The 21,581-nt window shown below is 59.2% G+C and carries 15 protein-coding genes; 9 read left to right on the forward strand and 6 right to left on the reverse strand.

All coding sequences use genetic code 11. From position 1 onward, the window contains the following. The first annotated feature begins 24 nt into the window (after window positions 1-24). The 5 genes from ACM6IN_RS27175 to ACM6IN_RS27195 all read left to right on the forward strand — a co-directional run bounded on the left by ACM6IN_RS27175 (window position 25) and on the right by ACM6IN_RS27195 (window position 5,579). On the forward strand, window positions 25-666 hold the full coding sequence (locus tag ACM6IN_RS27175; protein WP_095112383.1) for a YfgM family protein: 642 nt from the start codon (window positions 25-27) through the stop codon (window positions 664-666). Next, window positions 659-1,810, forward strand: coding sequence for an outer membrane protein assembly factor BamB (gene bamB, locus ACM6IN_RS27180; RefSeq protein WP_038362973.1), 1,152 nt, complete (start codon window positions 659-661; stop codon window positions 1,808-1,810). Before ACM6IN_RS27175 ends, bamB begins: the two co-directional genes overlap by 8 nt. 136 nt (window positions 1,811-1,946) lie before the next feature. After that, a complete protein-coding gene (der, locus tag ACM6IN_RS27185; protein WP_007950048.1) occupies window positions 1,947-3,416 on the forward strand; it encodes a ribosome biogenesis GTPase Der in 1,470 nt (489 codons plus the stop codon). A 235-nt stretch (window positions 3,417-3,651) separates the two neighbouring features. After that, window positions 3,652-4,800, forward strand: a complete 1,149-nt coding sequence (locus ACM6IN_RS27190; protein ID WP_414917021.1) for a pyridoxal phosphate-dependent aminotransferase — start codon at window positions 3,652-3,654, stop codon at window positions 4,798-4,800. Further along, on the forward strand, window positions 4,788-5,579 hold the full coding sequence (locus ACM6IN_RS27195) for an amidohydrolase (protein WP_007916858.1): 792 nt from the start codon (window positions 4,788-4,790) through the stop codon (window positions 5,577-5,579). Before ACM6IN_RS27190 ends, ACM6IN_RS27195 begins: the two co-directional genes overlap by 13 nt. Before the next feature lie 154 nt (window positions 5,580-5,733). Here ACM6IN_RS27195 and leuA read toward each other — a convergent pair whose 3' ends face one another. From leuA to ACM6IN_RS27215, 4 genes are all read right to left on the reverse strand, one after another. Then, a complete protein-coding gene (gene leuA, locus ACM6IN_RS27200; RefSeq protein WP_007916856.1) occupies window positions 5,734-7,413 on the reverse strand; it encodes a 2-isopropylmalate synthase in 1,680 nt (559 codons plus the stop codon). A gap of 463 nt (window positions 7,414-7,876) precedes the next feature. Further along, the gene (locus tag ACM6IN_RS27205) at window positions 7,877-8,698 is read right to left on the reverse strand and encodes a peptidoglycan DD-metalloendopeptidase family protein (RefSeq protein WP_414917022.1); all 822 of its coding nucleotides are present in this window, start codon (window positions 8,696-8,698) and stop codon (window positions 7,877-7,879) included. A gap of 3 nt (window positions 8,699-8,701) precedes the next feature. Further along, complete coding sequence (gene xseA / locus ACM6IN_RS27210; protein ID WP_042704978.1) at window positions 8,702-10,081, reverse strand: exodeoxyribonuclease VII large subunit; 1,380 nt, start codon at window positions 10,079-10,081, stop codon at window positions 8,702-8,704. A 140-nt stretch (window positions 10,082-10,221) separates the two neighbouring features. Beyond that, window positions 10,222-11,109: a LysR family transcriptional regulator gene (locus ACM6IN_RS27215; protein WP_414917023.1), complete on the reverse strand. Its 888-nt coding sequence runs from the start codon at window positions 11,107-11,109 to the stop codon at window positions 10,222-10,224. Window positions 11,110-11,209: 100 nt separating this feature from the next. Here ACM6IN_RS27215 and ACM6IN_RS27220 point away from each other — a divergent pair, with 100 nt between their 5' ends. The 4 genes from ACM6IN_RS27220 (at window position 11,210) to guaA (ending at window position 15,974) form a co-directional block, all read left to right on the forward strand. After that, window positions 11,210-11,977: a sulfite exporter TauE/SafE family protein gene (locus tag ACM6IN_RS27220; RefSeq protein WP_414917024.1), complete on the forward strand. Its 768-nt coding sequence runs from the start codon at window positions 11,210-11,212 to the stop codon at window positions 11,975-11,977. Between the two features lie 184 nt (window positions 11,978-12,161). Then, complete coding sequence (locus tag ACM6IN_RS27225) at window positions 12,162-12,710, forward strand: sugar ABC transporter ATPase (protein ID WP_038363001.1); 549 nt, start codon at window positions 12,162-12,164, stop codon at window positions 12,708-12,710. 117 nt (window positions 12,711-12,827) lie between these two features. Continuing rightward, a complete protein-coding gene (gene guaB, locus ACM6IN_RS27230) occupies window positions 12,828-14,297 on the forward strand; it encodes an IMP dehydrogenase (protein WP_007916845.1) in 1,470 nt (489 codons plus the stop codon). Window positions 14,298-14,396: 99 nt separating this feature from the next. Further along, window positions 14,397-15,974: a glutamine-hydrolyzing GMP synthase gene (gene guaA, locus ACM6IN_RS27235; protein WP_007916833.1), complete on the forward strand. Its 1,578-nt coding sequence runs from the start codon at window positions 14,397-14,399 to the stop codon at window positions 15,972-15,974. A 75-nt stretch (window positions 15,975-16,049) separates the two neighbouring features. Here the strand turns inward: guaA and ACM6IN_RS27240 are convergent, their stop codons facing one another. Continuing rightward, window positions 16,050-19,187 (reverse strand): membrane-targeted effector domain-containing toxin, encoded by a 3,138-nt coding sequence (locus ACM6IN_RS27240; RefSeq protein WP_414917025.1) that lies wholly within the window; start codon window positions 19,185-19,187, stop codon window positions 16,050-16,052. Window positions 19,188-19,344: 157 nt separating this feature from the next. Then, window positions 19,345-21,417: a TerD family protein gene (locus ACM6IN_RS27245; RefSeq protein ID WP_414917026.1), complete on the reverse strand. Its 2,073-nt coding sequence runs from the start codon at window positions 21,415-21,417 to the stop codon at window positions 19,345-19,347. Between the last annotated feature and the right edge of the window lie 164 nt (window positions 21,418-21,581).

Genomic DNA, 21,581 nt, shown 5'->3' on the forward strand with positions numbered 1-21,581 from the left:
ATTTAGCGATTAAGGAGTATTGGGGTGTCGAGTACCGAAGACGAACAGTTGGCGGATTTGAAGGACTGGTGGACACGCAACGGCAAACCTCTGGTCACCGGCGGCCTGTTGGCGCTGGTCATCGTGTTCGGCTGGCAGGCTTATCACAAGTATCAGAGCAACCAGTCGCAAGGCGCCTCGGTGCTCTATCAGCAACTGCTGGAAACCACGCTGACGCCTGATGGCAAGCCTGATGCCGCCCGCGTTGCGGACCTGGCCGGCAAGCTCAACAGCGAATTCGGCGGTTCTGCCTACGCGCAGTACGGCAGCCTGTTCGTCGCCAAAGTGGCGGTCGACAGCGGCAAGCTGGACGACGCCGCGACCGAACTGAAAGCCATCGTCGACAAACCGGCCAACCCGGCGCTGGGCGAAATCGCCCGTCAGCGTCTGGCGCAGGTACTCGGCGCGCAAAACAAGGCTGACGATGCCCTGAAACTGCTCGACGGCGATGCCGACCAAGCGTTCCTGGCCACTCGCGAAGAACTCAAGGGCGACCTGCTGGTGCAGCTGGGCCGCACCGATGACGCGAACAAGGCGTATCAAAAAGCCAAGGCGGCACTGTCGGATGAAGCGGCGGTCGGTGGCCTTCAAATCAAGCTCGACGACCTGGCCAAAGGGGATGCGTGACGTGATCCGTTGGAAGCATGCAGCATTGCTGGCTCTGGCCCTTCTGGCCGCGGGTTGCAGCAGCAACAGCAAGAAAGAATTGCCACCGGCTGAACTGACCGACTTCAAAGAAGAAGTGGTTCTGCACAAGCAGTGGAGTCGTTCGATCGGTGACGGTCAGGGCGAAACCTACAACATGCTGGTGCCGGCGATCGACGGTGACACCATCTACGCGGCCGATGTGACCGGCGTGGTGATGGCCATGGATCGCGGCAATGGCGATGTGAAGTGGAAACAGGATCTTGAACTGCCGGTCTCCGGCGCCGTGGGCGTGGGTTACGGTCTGGTTCTGATCGGTACGCTGCGTGGCGAAGTCGTTGCTCTGGACACCAGCAATGGTGAAGAGAAGTGGCGTGCACGCGTCAACAGCGAAGTGCTCGCGCCGCCGGCCAACAACGGCGACGTAGTGGTGGTGCAGACTCAGGACGATCGTCTGATCGGTCTGGATGCCTCCACCGGTACTCAGCGCTGGGTGTACGACAGCACTCCGGCCGTTCTGACCCTGCGTGGCACCAGTGCACCGCTGGTCACCAACCGCCTCGCGGTGGCTGGCCTGTCGACCGGTAAAGTGGTCGCTCTGGACATTTCCAACGGCGTGCCGGTCTGGGAACAACGGATCGCAATTCCACAGGGTCGTTCGGAACTGGAGCGCGTGGTCGACATCGACGGCGGTCTGCTGCTGTCCGGCGGCACCCTGTACGTTGCCAGCTACCAGGGTCGCGTTGCGGCACTGGACCTGGAAAGCGGTCGTCAACTCTGGCAGCGCGATGCGTCGAGCTACGCCGGTATCGCTCAGGGTTTCGGCAGCGTTTACGTGAGCCTGTCCTCGGGCACCGTTGAAGGCGTCGACGAACGTTCGACCACAGCATTGTGGAGCAACGATTCGCTGGCCCGCCGTCAACTGTCGGCTCCGGAAGTGTTCTCCAGCTATGTTGCAGTGGGTGACCTGGAAGGTTATCTGCACCTGCTGAGTCAGGTTGACGGTCGTTTCGTCGGCCGCGAGCGCATCGACAGCGACGGCCTGCGTGCCCGTCCGCTGGTGGTGGGTGACACGATTTATGTATATGGCAACAGCGGCAAACTGGAAGCCCTGACCATCAAGTAACAACTATGCTTGGGGTTAAACCCCCAGGCGGCCCCGGATTCATGGGGCTTGCAGCGCTAACAGGCGTTGCCCCGAGCACCAGCCGCTGCCTCGCAGCGGCTTTTGTATTTTCTGAAATAACGAAGTGGAGAGCCGCATGGTTCCCGTAATCGCCCTGGTGGGCCGACCGAACGTCGGCAAGTCCACCTTGTTCAACCGCCTGACCAGGACTCGTGACGCCATCGTCGGCGACTTGTCCGGTCTGACCCGTGATCGCCAGTACGGTGAGGCCAAGTGGCAAGGGCGTTCCTACATTCTGGTCGACACCGGCGGTATCTCCGGTGACGAGCACGGTATGGACGAAAAAATGGCCGAGCAGTCGCTGCTGGCCATTGAAGAAGCAGACGTTGTACTGTTCCTGGTAGATGCCAAGGCCGGTTTCACCGCCGCCGACCAGATGATCGCCGAACACCTGCGCAAACGTAACAAGCGTTCCTACGTGGTTGCCAACAAGGTCGACAACATCGACCCGGAAATGGCCCGCGCTGAATTCGCTCCGCTGGGTATGGGCCACGCGATCCCGATCGCCGGTGCTCACGGCCGTGGCATCACCCAGATGCTGGAAATCGCCCTCGGTGATTTCCCGAGAGACGAAGAAGAGCCGGAAGAAGGCGAAGAAGAGATCGTTGCCGAAGGCGAGGAAGCCAAGCGCATTCCTGGCCCAAGCGAAAAAGACGGGATCAAGATCGCCATCATCGGTCGTCCGAACGTCGGCAAGTCGACCTTGGTCAACCGCATGCTCGGTGAAGACCGGGTTATCGTTTATGACCAGCCCGGCACCACGCGTGACAGTATCTACATTCCGTTCGAGCGCAATGAAGAGAAGTACACGCTGATCGACACCGCTGGTGTGCGCAAGCGCGGCAAGATCCACGAAGAAGTCGAAAAATTCTCCGTGGTCAAAACCCTGCAAGCGATCAAAGACGCCAACGTAGTGATCTTCGTGATGGACGCCCGCGAAGGTGTGGTCGATCACGACCTCAACCTGCTCGGTTTTGCCATCGAATCGGGTCGCGCGCTGGTGATCGCGATCAACAAGTGGGACGGCATGACGCCGAGCGAGCGCGACTATGTGAAGGTCGAGCTGCAGCGTCGTCTGTTCTTCGTTGATTACGCAGACATCCACTTCATCTCGGCCCTGCACGGCACTGGCGTGGGCAACCTCTACGCTTCGGTGCAGAACTCGTTCAAGTCGGCGGTCACCCGCTGGCCGACCAACCGTCTGACCCAGATTCTCGAAGACGCGGTTGGCGAGCACGCGCCGCCGATGGTCAACAACCGCCGGATCAAGCTGCGTTACGCTCACTTGGGTGGTGCGAACCCGCCGATCATCGTGATCCACGGTAACCAGATCGAGAAAGTGCCGAAGTCGTATGTGCGCTATCTGGAGAACACCTACCGTCGTGTGCTGAAGCTGGTCGGTACGCCGATCCGCATCGAGTTCAAGGGCGGCGAGAACCCGTACGAAGGCAACAAGACCACGCTGACCGACCGCCAGGTCAACAAGAAGCGTCGTTTGATGTCGCACCACAAGAAAGCTGACAAGAAGCGCCGCGACAAGAAATAAGGTCGCTGGCTGTTGATCGTTCCCATGCTCCGCGTGGGAATGTATTCCGTGACGCTCTGCGTCACATAAGCGGCGGACGCAGAGCGTCCAAGGCTGCATTCCCACGCAGAGCGTGGGAACGATCAACGTGAGAGAAGGGTGCCATCCGGCGCCCTTTTTTTATGGGCGCCGGATGGGCTATCCTCGGGCTCTCCCGCGCCGTCGTCAGAGCCGGGTGTTGAGCAGGGAACCCCCGATGATCACCAGTAAGCTGCCGAATGTCGGCATCACGATTTTCACGCAGATGTCTCAGCTCGCGGCGCAAACCGGCGCGATCAACCTGTCCCAGGGTTTTCCTGATTTTGACGGCCCGCAGGCGTTGCGTGATGCGGTCGGTAGACACATTGCCAGTGGCCACAATCAGTATTCGCCGATGACTGGCCTGCCGGCACTGCGCGAACAGATTGCAGCGAAAATCGCTCGCAGCTATGGCGTGCAGGTCAATGCCGACAGCGAAGTGACCGTGACGCCGGGCGCGACCCAGGCGATCTTCTGTGCGATTCAGGCGGTTATCCACAGCGGCGACGAAGTCATCGTGTTCGATCCGTGCTACGACAGCTACGAGCCGGCCACAGAGTTGGCGGGCGGTCGTTGCGTGCATGTGCAGCTGAACCCGGACGACTTCTCCATCGATTTCGACAAACTCGCAGCGGCCCTGAGCCCGCGCACGAAAATGATCGTCATCAACACCCCGCAGAACCCGAGCGGCGCATTGATCAGCCGTGCCGAGCTGGATCAACTGGCGGCATTGATCCGTGGTCGCGACATTTATCTGATCAGCGACGAAGTCTACGAACACCTGGTATTTGACGGCGTACCGCACGTTAGCGTGCTCGCCCATGAAGAGTTGTATCAACGCGCCTTCGTGGTCAGTTCGTTCGGCAAGACCTACCACGTCACTGGCTGGAAAACCGGTTACGTCGTCGCGCCACCAGCGCTGACGGCCGAGCTGCGCAAGGTGCACCAGTACGTCAGTTTCTGCGGCGTTACGCCGTTGCAATACGCGCTAGCCGATTACATGGCTGAACACCCGGAGCACGTCGAAGAATTGCCGGGTTTCTATCAGGCCAAGCGCGATCTGTTCTGCGATCTGCTGGCGCCGTCGCGCTTCAGTTTTACCCGAGTCACCGGCACCTATTTTCAACTGGTCGATTATTCGCAGATTCGCCCCGACCTGAACGACGTCGAGATGGCGATGTGGATGACCCGCGAGCACGGCGTGGCGAGTATTCCGGTGTCGGTCTTCTATCAGAATCCACCCGAAGGCCAGCGCCTGGTGCGTCTGTGCTTCGCCAAACGCGAGGAGACGCTGCGAGAAGCGGCGGCGAAACTATGCGTGATCTGAGTGCGTTACCCGATCTCAACCTGGCGCTGATCCAGACCAGCCTTGCCTGGCATGACCGCCAGGCGAACCTCGAGCATTTCGAGCTGTTGCTGGAGCAGGCGCGCGGGGCGGATCTGATCATCCTGCCGGAAATGTTCACCACCGGATTCTCCATGGAATCCGAAACCCTCGCGGAAGCCGAGAACGGCCCGACCAGCAAATGGCTGCGGGTTCAGGCGGCGAAGCTTAATGCAGTCATTACCGGCAGCGTGATCATTCAGGCCGGCGACGGCAGCCATCGCAATCGCCTGCTGTGGGCGCGGCCGGACGGTGAAGTGCTGCATTACGACAAGCGTCACCTGTTCCGCATGGCCGGCGAGCACAACCATTACACCCCTGGCGAACGTCAGGTGCAGTTCGAACTCAAGGGCTGGCGTATCCGTCCGCTGATTTGTTACGACCTGCGCTTTCCGGTGTGGAGCCGCGATGCGCAGGACACTGATCTGCTGCTGTACACCGCCAATTGGCCGGGGGCGCGACGGTTGCACTGGAACCGACTGTTGCCTGCTCGGGCGATCGAGAACCTTTGCTATGTGGCGGCGGTGAACCGCGTTGGCACCGACGGCAAGGGCTTCGCGTATACCGGAGACAGTCAGGTGCTGGATTTCCAGGGGGAAACCTTGCTGGCGGCGGGGGAGGCGGATGGTGTGTTCAAGGTGGTTTTGGAAGCGGCGCCACTGGCGGCGTATCGCGAGCGCTTTCCGGCGAATCTGGATGCTGACACGTTCGAGTTCACCTGAGGCAGCCGATCGTTCCCACGCTCCGCGTGGGAATGCAGCCCGTGACGCTCCGCGTCCCTTGAGGCATTCCCACGCGGAGCATGGGAACGAGCGCATCAGGCAAAAAAAGGCCCCGGAGTTCGCACTCCGGGGCCTTTTACATTTCAGCGGTCGATTACGCTGCTTTCGCCTCAGGCTGGCTCAGCGAGCGGTTCAACGCGCTGAACAGCGCCTTGAAGCTCGCGGTGGTGATGTTTTCATCGATACCCACGCCGTGCACTGCACGTTCGCCGTTCACACGCAGTTCGATGTACGCCGCTGCCTTGGCGTTGGTGCCCGCGCCGATGGCGTGTTCGTTGTAGTCCATGATCTCCACCGGAATCGGCAGGCCGGCGACCAGTGCTTCCAGTGCACCGTTGCCTTTGCCGCGCCAGTGCAGGTTGGTTTCGCCCTGACCTTTGCTGGCCACTTCCACTTCGACGGCGCTGTTGCCGTTTTCTTCCTGCAGGCGATGGCTGACCAGCGCGTAAGGGGTGTTGGCTTGCAGGTATTCGCTGATCAACAGCGAGTGGATCTGCTTGGCGGTCATCTCCAGACCGAGACGGTCGGTTTCACGCTGCACGACCTGGCTGAATTCGATCTGCATGCGACGTGGCAGGCTGATGCCGTATTCCTGCTCCAGCAAGTAGGCGATGCCCCCCTTGCCCGATTGGCTGTTGACGCGAATCACTGCCTCGTAGCTGCGACCGATATCGGCCGGGTCGATCGGCAAGTACGGGACTTCCCAAAGCGCGTCTGGTTTCTGCTGGGAGAAGCCCTTGCGGATCGCATCCTGGTGCGAGCCGGAGAACGCGGTGTGCACCAGGTCGCCAACGTACGGGTGACGCGGGTGAACCTGAATCTGGTTGCACTCCTCGACCACTTTGCGCACGCCGTCGATGTCGGAGAAGTCCAGCTGCGGGTCGAGACCCTGGGTGTACATGTTCAGTGCGACGGTGACGAGGTCGACGTTACCGGTACGCTCGCCGTTGCCGAACAGGCAGCCTTCGACGCGATCGGCGCCGGCCATCAGGCCCAGTTCGGTAGCCGCAACGCCAGTGCCACGGTCGTTGTGGGTGTGCAGGCTGATGATCACGCTGTCACGGCGGTTGATGTTGCGGCCGAACCACTCGATCTGGTCGGCGTAGACATTCGGCGTTGCGCACTCAACGGTGGCGGGCAGGTTGAGGATCATCTTGTGCTCAGGCGTCGGGTTCCACACCTCGATCACCGCGTCACAGACTTCCTTGGCGAATTCCAGCTCGGTGGCGCTGAAAGTTTCCGGCGAGTATTCGAAAGTCCATTCGGTGTCCGGCTGCATCGCCGCGTATTTGACGAACAGCTTGGCCGCGTTCACCGCGATTGCCTTGATGCCGTCCTTGTCCTGGTTGAAGACGATGCGACGGAAAGAAGGCGAAGTGGCGTTGTACAGGTGAACGATGGCTTTCTTCGCGCCGCGCAGCGATTCGAAGGTGCGCTCGATCAAGTCTTCACGGCCCTGGGTCAGCACCTGAATGGTGGTGTCGTCCGGGATGTGGCCTTCTTCGATCAGGGTACGCACGAAGTCGAAGTCGGTTTGCGAAGCGGCCGGGAACGACGCTTCGATTTCCTTCACGCCGACTTGCACGAGGGTTTTCCAGAAGCGCAGCTTCTTCACCGCGTCCATCGGCTCGATCAGCGACTGGTTGCCGTCGCGCAGGTCGGAGCTGCACCAGATCGGCGCGGTGTCGATGGTTTTCGACGGCCAGGTGCGATCCGGCAGATTGATGACAGGAAACGCGCGGTATTTCGAAGACGGATCTTTGAGCATGCTCATCGGGAAATTCCTTATTGTCTGGGCCGAAAAGAGGCGGCCTGCCGGTGTTACGAATGTTCTGGGAAAAGCGTGGGACGAGGCGCAGCGATTCAGCCTGGCAGTCGTGCGCTGACAAGGCACAGGCTGCGGTGCTGGCGAAGCTGAATGAGGGTGTGAGAGGTTTTCATGCCTTCAACCCTAACCGCGAGGGGAGAGGATGGCAAGCAGTCGGAAAAAATTGAGAGGAATACTCGGAAAGAGAGTTTTGGCGGGATTTTATTGCGCTGGAGATCGCTGATCGTTGTGATATTTGCGCGAGGTTTGATTGGGGCGCAATCGGGGGTGATGGGGCTCAGGGGTGTTTGAATACAGCATAAGCCGCCATCGCGAGCAGGCTCACTCCTACAGTTGATCGTGTTCACAACACCAGTCCAATGTAGGAGTGAGCCTGCTCGCGATGAGGCCTTAAGCTTCGCTCTATTTTTTAAGGTTGAAACGCACCAATGAAAATCGCCGGATCCACCCGCGCATCATTCAGGCTGACATTCCAGTGCATGTGCGGCCCGGTCGCCCGGCCAGTCGCGCCGACTTTGCCGACCACGGCTCCGCGCGCCAGTTGATCGCCAACCTTCACATCAATCTTCGACATATGGCAGAACATGCTGATAAAGCCTTGGCCATGGTCGACAAACACCGTGTTGCCGTTGAAGAAGTAGTTGCCCGTGAGGATCACCTTGCCCGCCGCCGGGGTCTTGATCGGCGTACCCGCCGGCACGGCAAAGTCGAGGCCGGCGTGGGGATTGCGCTCTTCACCATTAAAGAAGCGGCGCACGCCAAACTTGCTCGACAACGGCCCATTAACCGGTTTGTCCAACAGCAGATTACTCGGCGTGTTCGGGCTGAAGCTGCGGTAAGCCTTGATCTGTTCAGCCAGTTCACCCTCGATGCGCTTGAGGTTCGACTGATCCGGATTGACCTGCTGCTTGTTCTTCAGAGTAATGCGCTGTTCCGGGTACTTCTTGCTACCCACGGTGAACGGCAGATTACGCCCGCCACTGCTGATCTGTTGCGCACCCGGCTTTACCGTCAACGGCACGCCGACAATCGCCAGCCAGTTGTTCTGTTCCTTGACCACCAGCACCGGTTTGCCCTGATAGGTGGCTTTCGGCGCCTGCGCGGCCGCGCCCAGATCAACCACCGCGACGCCGCCCGGCACCGGTTTGTTCAGCAGCCGGGTGATGTAACTGTCTGCGTGGGCGTTAAAGGTCAGACAGAGCAAAAACAGTGGAGCCAGAAAACGCGACATTGATCAGTCCAGTAAAGAGAGGGTGACAGGCGTCAGGTGATTGTCCTCGACGCGCACTTGCAGTTCGCCTTCGCCGAGTTTGGCTTTGAGACGCTGGCCGGTGTGGGTTTGCGCGGCGTTGCGGATCGCCTGGCCGCGCTCATCCAGCAGAATGCTGTAACCACGCCCGAGCGTTGCCAGCGGGCTGACCACATGCAGCGTCTGCATTTGGCTGTGCAGTTGCAGGCGACGGTTTTTCAGGCCTTCGCGCATGGCCCGGGGCAGACGTTCGGCGAGGCTGTCGAGGCGCTGACGCAACATCGCCAGTTGCCGTCCCGGATGTTGCCCGGCGAGACGGGTTTCCAGGCGGATCAAGCGTTCGCGGCGAGTGTTGAGATGACGCTCGAAAGCGCGGCGCATGCGCATGTCCAGATCATCCAGACGCTGAGCCTGCTGGCGCAGACGTTCGCCGGGATGACGCAAGCGACGGGCCATACCTTCCAGGCGCAGGCGATCACGCATCAAGCGATCGCGCATACGCATCACCAAGCGGCGATGCAGGCTTTCGACCTGACGGATCAAGTGACTGGAATCGGGCGCGAGCAACTCAGCGGCGGCGGACGGCGTCGGTGCGCGCACGTCAGCGACAAAGTCACTGATCGACACATCGGTTTCGTGACCGACGGCGCTGACAATTGGCGTCACGCAGGCATCGACGGCGCGGGCCACGGCTTCTTCGTTGAAGCACCAGAGATCCTCCAACGAGCCGCCGCCACGGGCGAGGATCAGTGCGTCGAAACCACGGGCATCGGCCATTTTCAGCGCGCGGACGATTTGCGCGGTGGCTTCGCGGCCCTGTACGGCAGTCGGAATCAGCGTCAGTTGCACCTGCGGCGCACGCCGGCGGAATACGCTGATGATGTCGCGAATCACCGCGCCGGTGGGTGAACTGATGATACCGATGCGCTGCGGATGCGCGGGCAGCGGCACTTTGCGTTCGGCACTGAACAGGCCTTCGGCGCTGAGCTTTTCTTTCAAGGCATCGAAGGCCAGACGTAGCGCACCGTCACCGGCAGGTTCGACGGTGTCGAGGATCAGTTGATAGTCGCCACGGCCTTCAAACAACGAAACCTTGCCACGCACCTTCACCGCCAGGCCGTCCTTCAACGCCTGACGCACTCGCGCGGCGTTCTGCCGGAACAGCGCGCAACGCACCTGCGCGCCGCTGTCCTTGAGGGTGAAGTAGATGTGACCGGACGCCGGGCGGGCGAGGTTGGAAATTTCGCCTTCGACCCAGATGTTGCTGAACACGTCTTCGAGCAACACCCGCGCGCGGCCGTTGAGTTGGCTGACGGTCAGGACTTCACGGTCCAGGCCAAGTCTTGCAAAGGGATCTTTAATCATGGGGCGCAGTTTAAAGGCATTTGCTGATCAATCTCCATGAATCACCACAAATCCCCTGTAGGAGTGAGCCTGCTCGCGATAGCGGTATGTCAGGCAATAAGGAGGTGATGGACAGATTGCTATCGCGAGCAGGCTCACTCCTACAAGGGATTGGTGAAAGTCTGGAGGAAGTGTTGGATCAGCGGGGTGGGATCCTGTCGATAGGCGAGGGCGACGGTGCTGTGGCAGTCGGGATCGGTCAGCGGCAGAAATCGTACGCCGCTCGGGGCGATGTCCTGCATCGATTCCGGCAGCAGGGCGATGCCGAAACCGGCCTGGATCAACTGCAATTGCGTGGTCTTGCGCGACATCACCCGCGCCGCTTTCGGGAAGAAACCCTGACGCATACACAGGTCGGCACACAGGTAACTCAAGCCGCCGCGTTGCGGGTGCGGAATGGAGATGAACGCTTCGTCCTTCAGTTGTGCCAAATCGACACGTTCAGTGTCGGCCAATCGATGATCCATCGGTACCGCCAGCAGCAACCGTTCAGTAAACAGCGGGACAATCTGAATACCTTCGCGCTGGCGCAACACGGGCAGGCGCAGCAGGCCGATATCGAGGCGTCCTTCGGCCAACTCTTTCAGTTGCGCCTCGGAAGACAACTTGCCGATATCCAGTGACACGCCAGGCTGTTGCTGCAGATACGCACCGATTTCACCGAGCAAACGTCCGCTGATCGACACGGTGCTGGAGTGGCTGAGGCGCAATGTGCCGAGCTGACCGTTACCGACTTCAGTGGCCATGGCACTGGCCTTGCTCAACTCATTGAGCAGATTTCTGGCGCGCGGCAAAAACGCCTCGCCTGCCGCTGTCAGGCGAGGCTGGCGCGCGGTTCGTTCGAACAGTGGTGTTTGCAGCCGCGTCTCCATGTCCTTGATCTGCCGGCTCAGCGCCGATTGCGCAACAAACAACCGTTCGGCTGCCGAACTGAAGCTGCCGCACTCAGCGATTTCGACGAAGTAACGCAGTTGACGGGTTGAAAGCATCAGGCATGCCTTTTTGAGATGGGTGGGCGATTTTTAAGATATTAGTCGCAACCCTCGGCGCTGGCTAAAGTCATCACAGGCTTATTAAGGAAGCAGATCAATGAGCGTGGCCGGGTTGTTGAGTGAGTGGGCGTGGGGCCCCGGCGGTTGGGCGGTGATCGGGCTGGGGATCGCCCTGGCCTATATCGTGTTCGGCATTGCCGGGTTTGGCACGGCGCTGGTGGCGGGGCCGATTCTGATTCTGTTCATGCCGTTGTCGAAAATCGTGCCGTTGCTGGTGCTGCTGGATTTTGTTGCGGCGTTCGGCAATCTGCTGCCGTCGCGGCGGGATGTGGCCAAACCCGAGTTGCTGCGGCTGCTGCCGTGTATGGCAGTCGGTTGCACGTTGGGGGTGATTTTTCTGCTCAACCTCAAATCCGATGTGTTGCTGTTGTTGATGGGGTTGTTTATCAGCGCCTATGCGATTTACAGCTTGTGGGTGAAGGCGCGGCCAACGCAATTGTCGACGGCATGGGCGGTGCCGATGGGGACGGTGGGCGGGTTGTTTGGGGCGCTGTTTGGCAGTGGCGGGTTTCTTTATGCGATCTATCTGAATAGTCGGCTGCCGAAGGATGCGGCGCGGGCCACGCAAAGTGCGTTGATCAGTTGCAGCACGGTGGTGCGTTTGAGCCTGTTTGCTATCGCCGGTGTATATGCCGAGCTACCCTTGTTGATGCTGGCGCTGTGTCTGTTGCCGGCCATGGCGCTGGGGTTGTGGATCGGGCGGCGATTGACCATGCGCCTGTCGCGCGAGGCGTTTGTGCGATTGGTGACGTGGCTGGTGCTGGCGAGCGGGCTGGCGTTGATCGGGCGCTACCTCAGCACTTGACCGGATTTTGTCAGGGATTAAGCTGCCGGCCGCACTGACGCCATCGCGGGCAAGCCCGCTCCCACAGGTTTCTCTGGTGTACACAACATTTGTGACCGAACGAGATCCCTGTGGGAGCGGGCTTGCCCGCGATGGCGGCGGAGTGAGCACCGCAGAATTTCCATTTGACGTCGCAGGCTGCACCATGAATTCGCAAAGCATCATCGTCCCGAAAATCTCCACCCTGCCGGTCCACGAACCCCGGGCGCGGGCGATCGTGCGCTGGCTGGTGCGCAAGAACATCATCAAAGAAGAGCTGACCACCTGTGGCCGCACCGGCAACCGCATGGCTTACGCGATTGCCGATGGCGCCCGTGCTGTGGTCCTGCACCCGCAAGCCTTGCCATTCGGTGAGCCGATCAACGGGCTGGAGATCGTCACCAAGCGCTGCATCTACACGCCGGCCAAGGGCTTCCTCGAAGAAGCTGGTTGCGCCGAGTGCCGTCGTGAAGTCGGCGAAGCACTGTTCGAAAGCCTTGAAGACTGGTTCCCGGGCCGCACCGACAACTTCACTTGCCCGGAATGCGGGCACGAAGATGACATCAACGGTTTTCTGTTTTTGCAGGAATGCGCGTTCTCCAACCTTGGTTTCATCTTCAATAACTGGCTGGAGGCGGGCTTCAAGCAAAGCTTTATCGATGAGTTCGCCGATTGGCTCGATCAACCTGTCTCTTGGGTCAAGGTGGAGCTGTAGGGGCGGGGATTTCCCGTACATCAGCAACATTGATATTAAGCTGAGTTTTACATTGAACAGCAGGGGGTGTCTGACTATAATGGCGCGCTTCCATTTTCCCGCTCGGGAGCCCCCGCGATGCTGCGTATCAGCCAAGAAGCTCTGACATTCGACGACATTCTCTTAGTGCCTGGTTATTCCGAGGTACTTCCTAACGAAGTCAGTCTCAAGACCCGCCTTACCCGTGGCATCGAGCTGAACATTCCTCTGGTTTCTGCTGCAATGGACACCGTCACTGAAGCCCGTCTGGCAATCGCCATGGCTCAGGAAGGTGGCATCGGCATTATCCACAAGAACATGACCATCGAGCAGCAAGCTGCCGAAGTGCGTAAGGTCAAGAAGTTCGAAGCCGGCGTCGTCAAGGATCCGATCACCATCGAGGCTGATGCCACGGTTCGTGATCTGTTCGAATTGACCCGCATGCACAACATTTCCGGCGTTCCGGTTCTGCACGATGGCGACCTGGTCGGCATCGTCACTTCCCGTGACGTACGTTTCGAAAGCCGTCTGGAAGCCACCGTCCGTGAAGTGATGACGCCCAAAGAGCGTCTGGTCACGATCAAGGAAGGCGCGAGCAAGGACGAAGCACGCGAACTGCTGCACAAGCACCGCATCGAGCGCGTGCTGATCGTCGACGACAAATTCGCCCTCAAAGGCATGATGACCGTCAACGATATCGAAAAAGCCAAAGCCTACCCGCTGGCCAGCAAGGACGATCAAGGTCGTCTGCGCGTGGGCGCTGCTGTCGGTACCGGTAAAGACACCGGTGACCGCGTCGCAGCCTTGGTCAACGCTGGTGTGGACGTCGTGGTAGTCGATACCGCACACGGTCACTCCAAAGGCGTGATCGACCGTGTTCGCTGGGTCAAAGAGAACTTCCCTGAAGTGCAGGTGATCGGCGGCAACATCGCCACCGGCGCCGCTGCCAAGGCTCTGGCCGAAGCAGGCGCTGACGCAGTCAAGGTCGGTATCGGCCCTGGCTCGATCTGCACCACCCGTATCGTCGCCGGTGTCGGCGTCCCACAAATCAGTGCTATCGCCAACGTTGCCGCTGCCCTTGAAGGCACTGGCGTTCCGTTGATCGCCGACGGCGGCATCCGTTTCTCCGGTGACCTGTCCAAGGCCATCGTCGCCGGTGCTTCCTGCGTGATGATGGGCTCGATGTTCGCCGGTACTGAAGAAGCGCCGGGCGAGATCGAACTGTTCCAGGGCCGTTCGTACAAGGCGTATCGCGGCATGGGTTCGCTGGGCGCCATGTCCCAGGCTCAAGGCTCCTCCGACCGTTACTTCCAGGACTCCTCGGCAGGCGCCGAGAAACTCGTTCCGGAAGGCATCGAAGGCCGTGTTCCTTACAAAGGCACCCTGAGCGCGATCATTCACCAGTTGATGGGCGGTCTGCGTTCCTCGATGGGTTACACCGGCAGCGCCAACATCGAAGAAATGCGCACCAAGCCTGAATTCGTGCGGATCACCGGCGCGGGCATGGCCGAATCCCACGTTCACGACGTGCAGATCACCAAAGAAGCGCCAAACTACCGCGTAGGTTGAGCCTTCAAGCAATAAAGTAAGCAACCGGGGCTGTTTGATTCAGCCCCGAGTTGTTTCTGAATCACGACTGTTTCTGAACGACTTAAACGAGACTGAATCATGGCCCTCGATATTCACGCTCACCGCATCCTGATCCTCGACTTCGGTTCGCAATACACCCAACTGATTGCCCGCCGCGTGCGTGAAATCGGTGTGTACTGCGAACTGCACCCGTTCGACATGGACGAAGATGCGATCCGCGAATTCGCTCCTAAAGGCGTCATCCTCGCCGGCGGCCCCGAGTCCGTGCACGTCGCCGACAGCCCGCGTTGCCCACAGGCCGTGTTTGACCTGGGCGTACCGGTTTTCGGTATCTGCTACGGCATGCAGACCATGGCCGAGCAACTGGGCGGCAAGGTTGAAGGTTCCGAACTGCGTGAGTTCGGTTACGCCCGCGTTGACGTGGTTGGCAAGAGCCGCCTGCTCGACGGCATCGAAGACCACATCGACGCTGACGGCCTGTTCGGCCTCGACGTGTGGATGAGCCACGGTGACAAGGTCACCCGGATGCCGGAAGACTTCCACATCCTCGCCAGCACCCCAAGCTGCCCGATCGCCGGTATGTTCAACGACGACCGTGGCTACTACGGCGTGCAGTTCCACCCGGAAGTGACCCACACCAAACAGGGCGGTCGTATCCTGTCGCGCTTCGTCCTCGACATCTGCGGCTGTGAAGCCCTGTGGACGCCGTCGAAGATCGCTGAAGACGCCATCGCCAACATCCGCGCACAAGTCGGCACCGACAACGTGCTGCTGGGTCTGTCCGGCGGCGTTGACTCCTCGGTTGTTGCTGCGCTGCTGCACAAAGCCATCGGCGACCAACTGACCTGCGTCTTCGTCGACAACGGCCTGCTGCGTCTGCACGAAGGCGAGCAAGTGATGGCCATGTTCGCCGAGAACATGGGCGTCAAAGTGATCCGCGCCAACGCTGAAGAGCAGTTCCTCAACAACCTGGCCGGCGAAGCCGACCCGGAGAAGAAGCGCAAGATCATCGGTCGCACCTTCATCGACGTCTTTGATGCCCAGTCGAACAAACTGGAAAACATCAAGTACCTCGCTCAGGGCACCATCTACCCGGACGTGATCGAGTCGGCTGGCGCGAAAAGCGGCAAGGCCCACGTGATCAAGTCGCACCACAATGTGGGCGGCCTGCCGGAAGAGATGAACCTGAAACTGGTCGAGCCACTGCGCGAACTGTTCAAGGACGAAGTCCGTCGTCTGGGTCTGGAACTGGGCCTGCCGTACGACATGGTCTACCGTCACCCGTTCCCGGGCCCGGGCCTGGGCGTGCGTATCCTCGGTGAAGTGAAAAAGGAATACGCCGACCTGCTGCGTCGTGCCGACCACATCTTCATCGAAGAACTGCGCAAAGCCGACTGGTACCACAAAGTCAGCCAGGCGTTCGTGGTGTTCCAGCCAGTGAAATCGGTTGGCGTTGTTGGCGATGGCCGTCGTTACGCTTGGGTGGTTGCCCTGCGTGCCGTGGAAACCATCGACTTCATGACCGCGCGTTGGGCTCACCTGCCTTACGAACTGCTGGAAACCGTCTCCGGCCGTATCATCAATGAAATCGAAGGCATCTCCCGCGTCACTTACGACGTGTCGAGCAAGCCGCCGGCGACCATTGAGTGGGAGTGATCCCGCTGCAGGTTGATTAACGAAAAACCCTTGGCCTGAAGCCAAGGGTTTTTTCGTTTCATACCCTGAAAACAGTCAGCTGGGCAAGCGACTTTGCAGGGTCAAGCCGATCTCTATCAAGCGCTGGGATAACGCGCCGAGGTCACGGAACATGATGCCGCTGATCCGCGGCATCGTCTGTGCCCAGATGTAAACCTGACCGTCCCTTCTGCGATTCACCATTGTTCGAACAATATTGCTGGCACTGTCGCGACGCACGAGTGTGTATGCATTTTGCGTTTTTTCGAACATGAACATGCCGTTGCGATTCAGCAGTGTGTTCACTGTTGCCTCAGTCCATTGCGGTTCAGGTGCTGCGATCTGCAAGCGCAGATCAGCGTATAAGACGTCGGAGGAGTTGCGCGTCGTTGCCCCGTTATCAAACGGACCTCGAGCGACTTCCAGTCCCGGGTCGACTCTGATGTCAGCCACTTCGGTGGACGCCACTTCTTCGATCCGTAAACCGATGCCGCCTCTGAGTTCGCTGATGCCTGGCAGATTTCTGAAGGTATTGGTGTTCGTTGCGTCGACCAGGGCAACCCATTTCCCTGGTTTGTTGAGGAGATCGTCACCCCACATGATTTGATTGGCGAGCCGGGCGTGGATCATCTGCTCTTCGATCGAAGTCAGCGGTACCTTCAACTTGTAACTGTGCGCGACTTCAAGCCCATGGGGCCGGATGCCATTGGCCTGAGCAGCCTTGATCAGTTCAAGGATGTTGAATCGTTCATCAGGGTCGGTACCCAGGCTGGACAAGTAGCCTCGAAGATCCTCTGACATCTCTCCCGAGCGGTAAAAGTCATTGAGATCTTCCTGGGCAAAATCACTCAGCAAACCACGTACGTATAGTGTGCGGATATGCCGTGAAAACGTCGGCATGTTTTCGATCATGAAACGCATACTGGCGATGCGATCAAGTGTTTCGCCGACGACCAGCCCATCGGTATTGGCAAAGATGCGATCAATCAACTCAGCGGCCTGCATCTCGGCGTCGATTTGCGGGATGACTGGTCGTGCGGGCAGGTTGGTCCAGTTCAGTTCTGAGTAATACTCTTTGGCCTCGTTTAGCATGGACGTGCGTCTGTCGCGGAAATAGGCTGCATACGTATCGGTAGTTGATGATTTACCCTGGTTTGCACTGGCAAGCTCGACGGAAGTCTCGGGCAAGTTCATTGCCCATCTTTTCATTTTCGCCAGGTCCATTCCGATGATGTCGTTGAGAGGAGTAACCAGGCGCAACGGCCGCGCAACCGGTGAAACCGGTTCGACGAGGGGAAGCTCCGCGGACGGCGTGGCCGGATCCGGGGCCGAGGACGAGGTCAGGTCAGTGTCCAGGAAACACGCCTTGCCCACGCATTGGCCTCCTCCCCTGAGACGCAGCGCGGGTATGCGTTCCCACTTGCCGCTACTACCGAAGCGTACTGGCAACGAGTAAGCGAACTGATTGGGCCGCTCGGGATTGACGATGGCCCAGTTGCCGGCGTCTTCGGAGTCGGCAAAATAGCGCACGTAGTACGCGGCACCCTCCATTTCGATGGCATGGCCCGGCTCCTTGTCCAGGCGGTAAATACCCTCATATTTGCCTGGCGCTGCTTCTACAGAACGCTGTGCCAGTAACTCGTTGCATCGATATTTGGCAGGAATCTTTGGAAAAGACGAACCCTGGCGCGCAGCAGCCGTGGCCAACTGCTGGCTGGATGCGAGGGTCGTCTCGATGGGGATTTCGTTTGCCAGCTCAACGGCCGCCTCTGGATCAACCGCCGTGACTGGCGGTAGATCCCGAGGCGGCAAGAATGGTGGTTCAGGCGAAGTGAGCTCGATCAACCCGCGCATTTCTTCAGCTTCAGCAAACTCCACCTGTGGGCCCACTTCAAGTTGTGGGCCAGTGCTGATCAGAAACGGAATGTTGAACACAATGTCGATCGCGTTGAGCACTGCGCCGGTGACACCGGCTTTGCGTTCGGTTGGCGTAGTGCCGTTGACGGCCTGATCGATGTTCAATCCCATGTTCGCGATGCTCGCGCCAATCAAAGGCAACGCCACAGGCCAGCCCACTGCTGCCATCGGACCGAATACTTTCAGACCGGCACTCAAATAACCGATCCAGAGTTTTTTGCGCAGGGCACTGTTGGAAGTGAGCGCCAGATGCGCCTCGGCAACCATGCTCGTGCGTGTCGACTCGCTCAACCAAGTGAATGCGTCACCGCTGATCGCGACGTTGCTGCTATTGATCATTCGGTGATCGCTGTGGCCCCAGGTGCTCACCAGACGGTTCATCAGGTCGGTGAGGTTTTCGGTCATGTGATTGCGCTCAGCCAGCGGGAAATGCTTGAGAAAGGCCGTGCGCTTGTCCTCTGAATTCATCTGCTCAAGCATCCACCAGTGCAGATCCGTTTCATTGTCCATCAAGAGGAATGACTGGGCTTCGCCTGGCAAGTAAAGGGTCTGCCTGCCACTGTCTTCCACCAGACGCAGCGCATTGGAGGCTACCTGGCCATCGAGATCCAGCGCCCGCACTTCAGCACCGACCGGGTGCAACGCTTGCAGCATTTGCAAGGTAACGGGCCAGGTGACGGGCCCGATAACCGAGGCGACGACGCGCTGAAAATCAGTCCCGTCAAGGTCACCCTGTTGCAGCGCCTGCACCGCCAGGCTGAGAAAGTTGCACTTTGCCAAGGCGCGGAAGTTATCCGACGAGGTTTGCCAGAATGTCGTCAGTTGACCTGTGTAGCGCGCGCTGAAGTCGACGTCCCAGAACGCTTTCAGAACATCGCTGCCAAGCAACCGTACTTCATTGCTCTGATTGAAGTTTTCCGCCTCCGGGCCATCCGAATAGAAGCCGCAGTAAAGGCCAAGCAGGTCTGCGTTGTCTTGATCAGTCGCACGAAAGCGATGGATCACCAACTGCGTGAGGGTGAGCGTTTCGTAAGGCTTTTCGAGCAAATGTTCCCAACCCGTGAAGGTCAGCGCGCTGCTCTGCGCCGTTTTGAAACGGTGGAAGTAAACCCGGTCGGGATCGAGGCCGAACAGGCCTTTGTCCGCCAGGAGTTCGTTGGCGACTTGCCGGGCTGCATCGAGCAGACTCGGGCAAGTCTGCACGATCGTCGTGGCAATCGCTTTGAGGGCAGTTTTGTCCGCTGCGTTTGGCAGGAGACGTCGTTCGGGGGAGGTCATGCGTTCTTCATCCTTGAGAAACAAAGACCGAGCATGACCGATTCGCTCAAGGGGAGTGCACTAGCCGGCTACCGCATATTGCCCACTATTGATAATTGAGTGGGGGTGATGGAGGAGGACTGTTTGTCCGGCGTCCTCCAGGCACTTGTCGCCGGTATCAAAGATATTGGGATCGAATGAGATCTGTATCGAACGGCGTCAGCCCTTGATCTGGCGCAAACACTGCCTCTGCCTGCTGCGGCGAATCCACTCGTTCTCCCCGCGCTCGAGCATGTAAGTCGAAAAGTGTTTCCAGATCCGGGCGTGGTGTATGCACCAAGGCCCGCAGCATCAACGATACCCCGCTGAGGTTTTTGTCGACGTTGTTCCACCGGGGAGATGAAGTAAGCCCCAGATCGGCCCAAATCATGCGTCGTTCCTGCAAGTCCATCACGAATGGCAGACAAATCACTGTATCGGAGGCGATATCGATGCGATCGACCACGGAGCGCGGTTCGAATACTTCACCCGACGCCGTATCAGTGCGCGCCATCCAGCCAGCGAAGCATTCCGGAAGATCGCAATACGGCTGCTGAGTAAAAGAGTTGATGGACGTGACGACATAGCGGATACCTTTCTCGACCAGAACATCAAGGTCGAGGTCGATGAACTCCGAAGCCCCGTCGGGCGCATCGACGATGTCGCCGCTGTGGTAGCCGCCGTAACCCTTCAGGTTGTAGTACGCGACCGTATCTTTGAATACGAAATTGGCGTCGAAAAATGCGGCGGACAAGTCGATGTCCGTACGGGCACGACCGTTCTTCCACCACAGGAACAGGCGAATGAAACGTGTGTCGGGCATTGGCAGCCGACAGCCCCGAACCAGCGTACGTAGCGATTTCGATGCGGCGCGCTGCGCCAGCGGAACCTTGTATTCGTGTAGTGCTGGATCGATGTAACAGCGGCCTAGCGGCGGCAATGACGCAAAACGTTGTACGAGCGCGTCCTCACAGATGCGGGCTGCACGCGCCAATACTTCAGGTGTGAGAGGTTCGCGTCGATCCTTGATGGCATAGACTTTTGCGAATGAACCTTTCGGTGTGAACGCCCGCAGGGGCAAGGGGCGCGGGGCGCGAACCTGGACCAGTACCTGCAACAGGACAGGCGAGGACACCTGTTCTGCAACCGCCTCGAACGCGTCGAGTATCGAGTCTGCTTCCGTCGCGCGGCGCAGGGTCACGTCTAGTCTTCGTGCGAACTCACCGGGACGGCTTTGTAACAGGAGCGTGAGCGCGGTGATGTCACGCTGGGCCAGCAATCTTTCGACACGTGAATTAAATGTGATGGGCGGTTCGTTACGGCGCGCTGCCGTGATAACGGCTAGAGCTTGTGGGTACTTATCGCCGTAATCGCCGGGATGCAGTACTTCAGCCAGACGTTTCCAGCGCTCAGCATGGCGCATCACGTCTTCTGCTGCGTTGGGTATGTTATCGAGCAGGCGCAATAATAGACGGCGCATCGAGCGCTTCATTGCTTTGAAGCGTGTCGTAGCTGTCGTCAGCGACACGTCTCCGCCACTCAACGCGACCGCCAGTCGTAGCACATCAGTTGCTGTTTCGACGTTTCGCTGCAGGAATGCGTCCACACGTGCATCGCTGGCGACATACCGAATCAGCGCGCCGCCAACCTGTGCACGGATTTCCCGGAACGCAATGGTCTCTGGCAGCAGACGGAACACATCGCTTTTGTACTCTCGGATAAACCAGACGACATCGGCCGTTTCCTCCTCAGAGAGCGAGGTGCGCGATGAAACCAGCGGCTCAAGCAGTGACTCGAATTCAGCGACGCCTCCCGGTTCGATAACGCGGGAAATGAAGTTGCCTTCCAGCATCGGAGGTCGAGCGTGTTCAGTCGCTGGTAATCGCCAAAGCGTGAGGTAGTGGATGACGGCGTTAAGGTACAGCTCCGCCTCGGAGGCCGCTAGAACATGCTCTGGAAAGTCTGGATAAAACGGCCGGTGGTGCACGTGAGCACCAGTCTGCCGGCGAAGCACTCTGATAATATCGCGCAGCCAGTACTTGAGTTCTGTGGCTGACAACATGCCGGTTTGCTCGATCAGAGGCTCTGACAGTACGCATCGGAACGCCGCGACTTCCTGGACAGCCGACGCGACCTGGGCGCGCGTAGCACCGCCAGAACCCATCGGGACGTGAACTTTGCTGCGGCGACGCAGGAACAGCTCCTGATTCATACTTGAATTTCTCCTTTGATCGCCGTCATGGACGAGCTGCAGCATCGTGTCTACAGCAGATGTAAAAACGCCTGCAAGAAGCAGGCGCAGTGTGGAGAGCGAAACCCCTAGGTCATAGGAGGTTTAGAAGGAAGGTGTTCCATAGCCACGCCGGCATTCTACGT

Origin of the sequence: Pseudomonas sp. IT-P395, assembly GCF_949767675.1 — a bacterium.
GTDB lineage: Bacteria > Pseudomonadota > Gammaproteobacteria > Pseudomonadales > Pseudomonadaceae > Aquipseudomonas.

Bases quoted from the DNA above. Each gene is read 5' to 3' on its own strand.
- bamB (WP_038362973.1), top strand. From the start codon at position 659: ATGCGTGACGTGATCCGTTGGAAGCATGCAGCATTGCTGGCTCTGGCC.
- der (WP_007950048.1), top strand. From the start codon at position 1,947: ATGGTTCCCGTAATCGCCCTGGTGGGCCGACCGAACGTCGGCAAGTCC.
- ACM6IN_RS27190 (WP_414917021.1), top strand. From the start codon at position 3,652: ATGATCACCAGTAAGCTGCCGAATGTCGGCATCACGATTTTCACGCAG.
- ACM6IN_RS27195 (WP_007916858.1), top strand. From the start codon at position 4,788: ATGCGTGATCTGAGTGCGTTACCCGATCTCAACCTGGCGCTGATCCAG.
- leuA (WP_007916856.1), bottom strand. From the start codon at position 7,413: ATGAGCATGCTCAAAGATCCGTCTTCGAAATACCGCGCGTTTCCTGTC.
- ACM6IN_RS27205 (WP_414917022.1), bottom strand. From the start codon at position 8,698: ATGTCGCGTTTTCTGGCTCCACTGTTTTTGCTCTGTCTGACCTTTAAC.
- xseA (WP_042704978.1), bottom strand. From the start codon at position 10,081: ATGATTAAAGATCCCTTTGCAAGACTTGGCCTGGACCGTGAAGTCCTG.
- ACM6IN_RS27215 (WP_414917023.1), bottom strand. From the start codon at position 11,109: ATGCTTTCAACCCGTCAACTGCGTTACTTCGTCGAAATCGCTGAGTGC.
- ACM6IN_RS27220 (WP_414917024.1), top strand. From the start codon at position 11,210: ATGAGCGTGGCCGGGTTGTTGAGTGAGTGGGCGTGGGGCCCCGGCGGT.
- ACM6IN_RS27225 (WP_038363001.1), top strand. From the start codon at position 12,162: ATGAATTCGCAAAGCATCATCGTCCCGAAAATCTCCACCCTGCCGGTC.
- guaB (WP_007916845.1), top strand. From the start codon at position 12,828: ATGCTGCGTATCAGCCAAGAAGCTCTGACATTCGACGACATTCTCTTA.
- guaA (WP_007916833.1), top strand. From the start codon at position 14,397: ATGGCCCTCGATATTCACGCTCACCGCATCCTGATCCTCGACTTCGGT.
- ACM6IN_RS27240 (WP_414917025.1), bottom strand. From the start codon at position 19,187: ATGACCTCCCCCGAACGACGTCTCCTGCCAAACGCAGCGGACAAAACT.
- ACM6IN_RS27245 (WP_414917026.1), bottom strand. From the start codon at position 21,417: ATGAATCAGGAGCTGTTCCTGCGTCGCCGCAGCAAAGTTCACGTCCCG.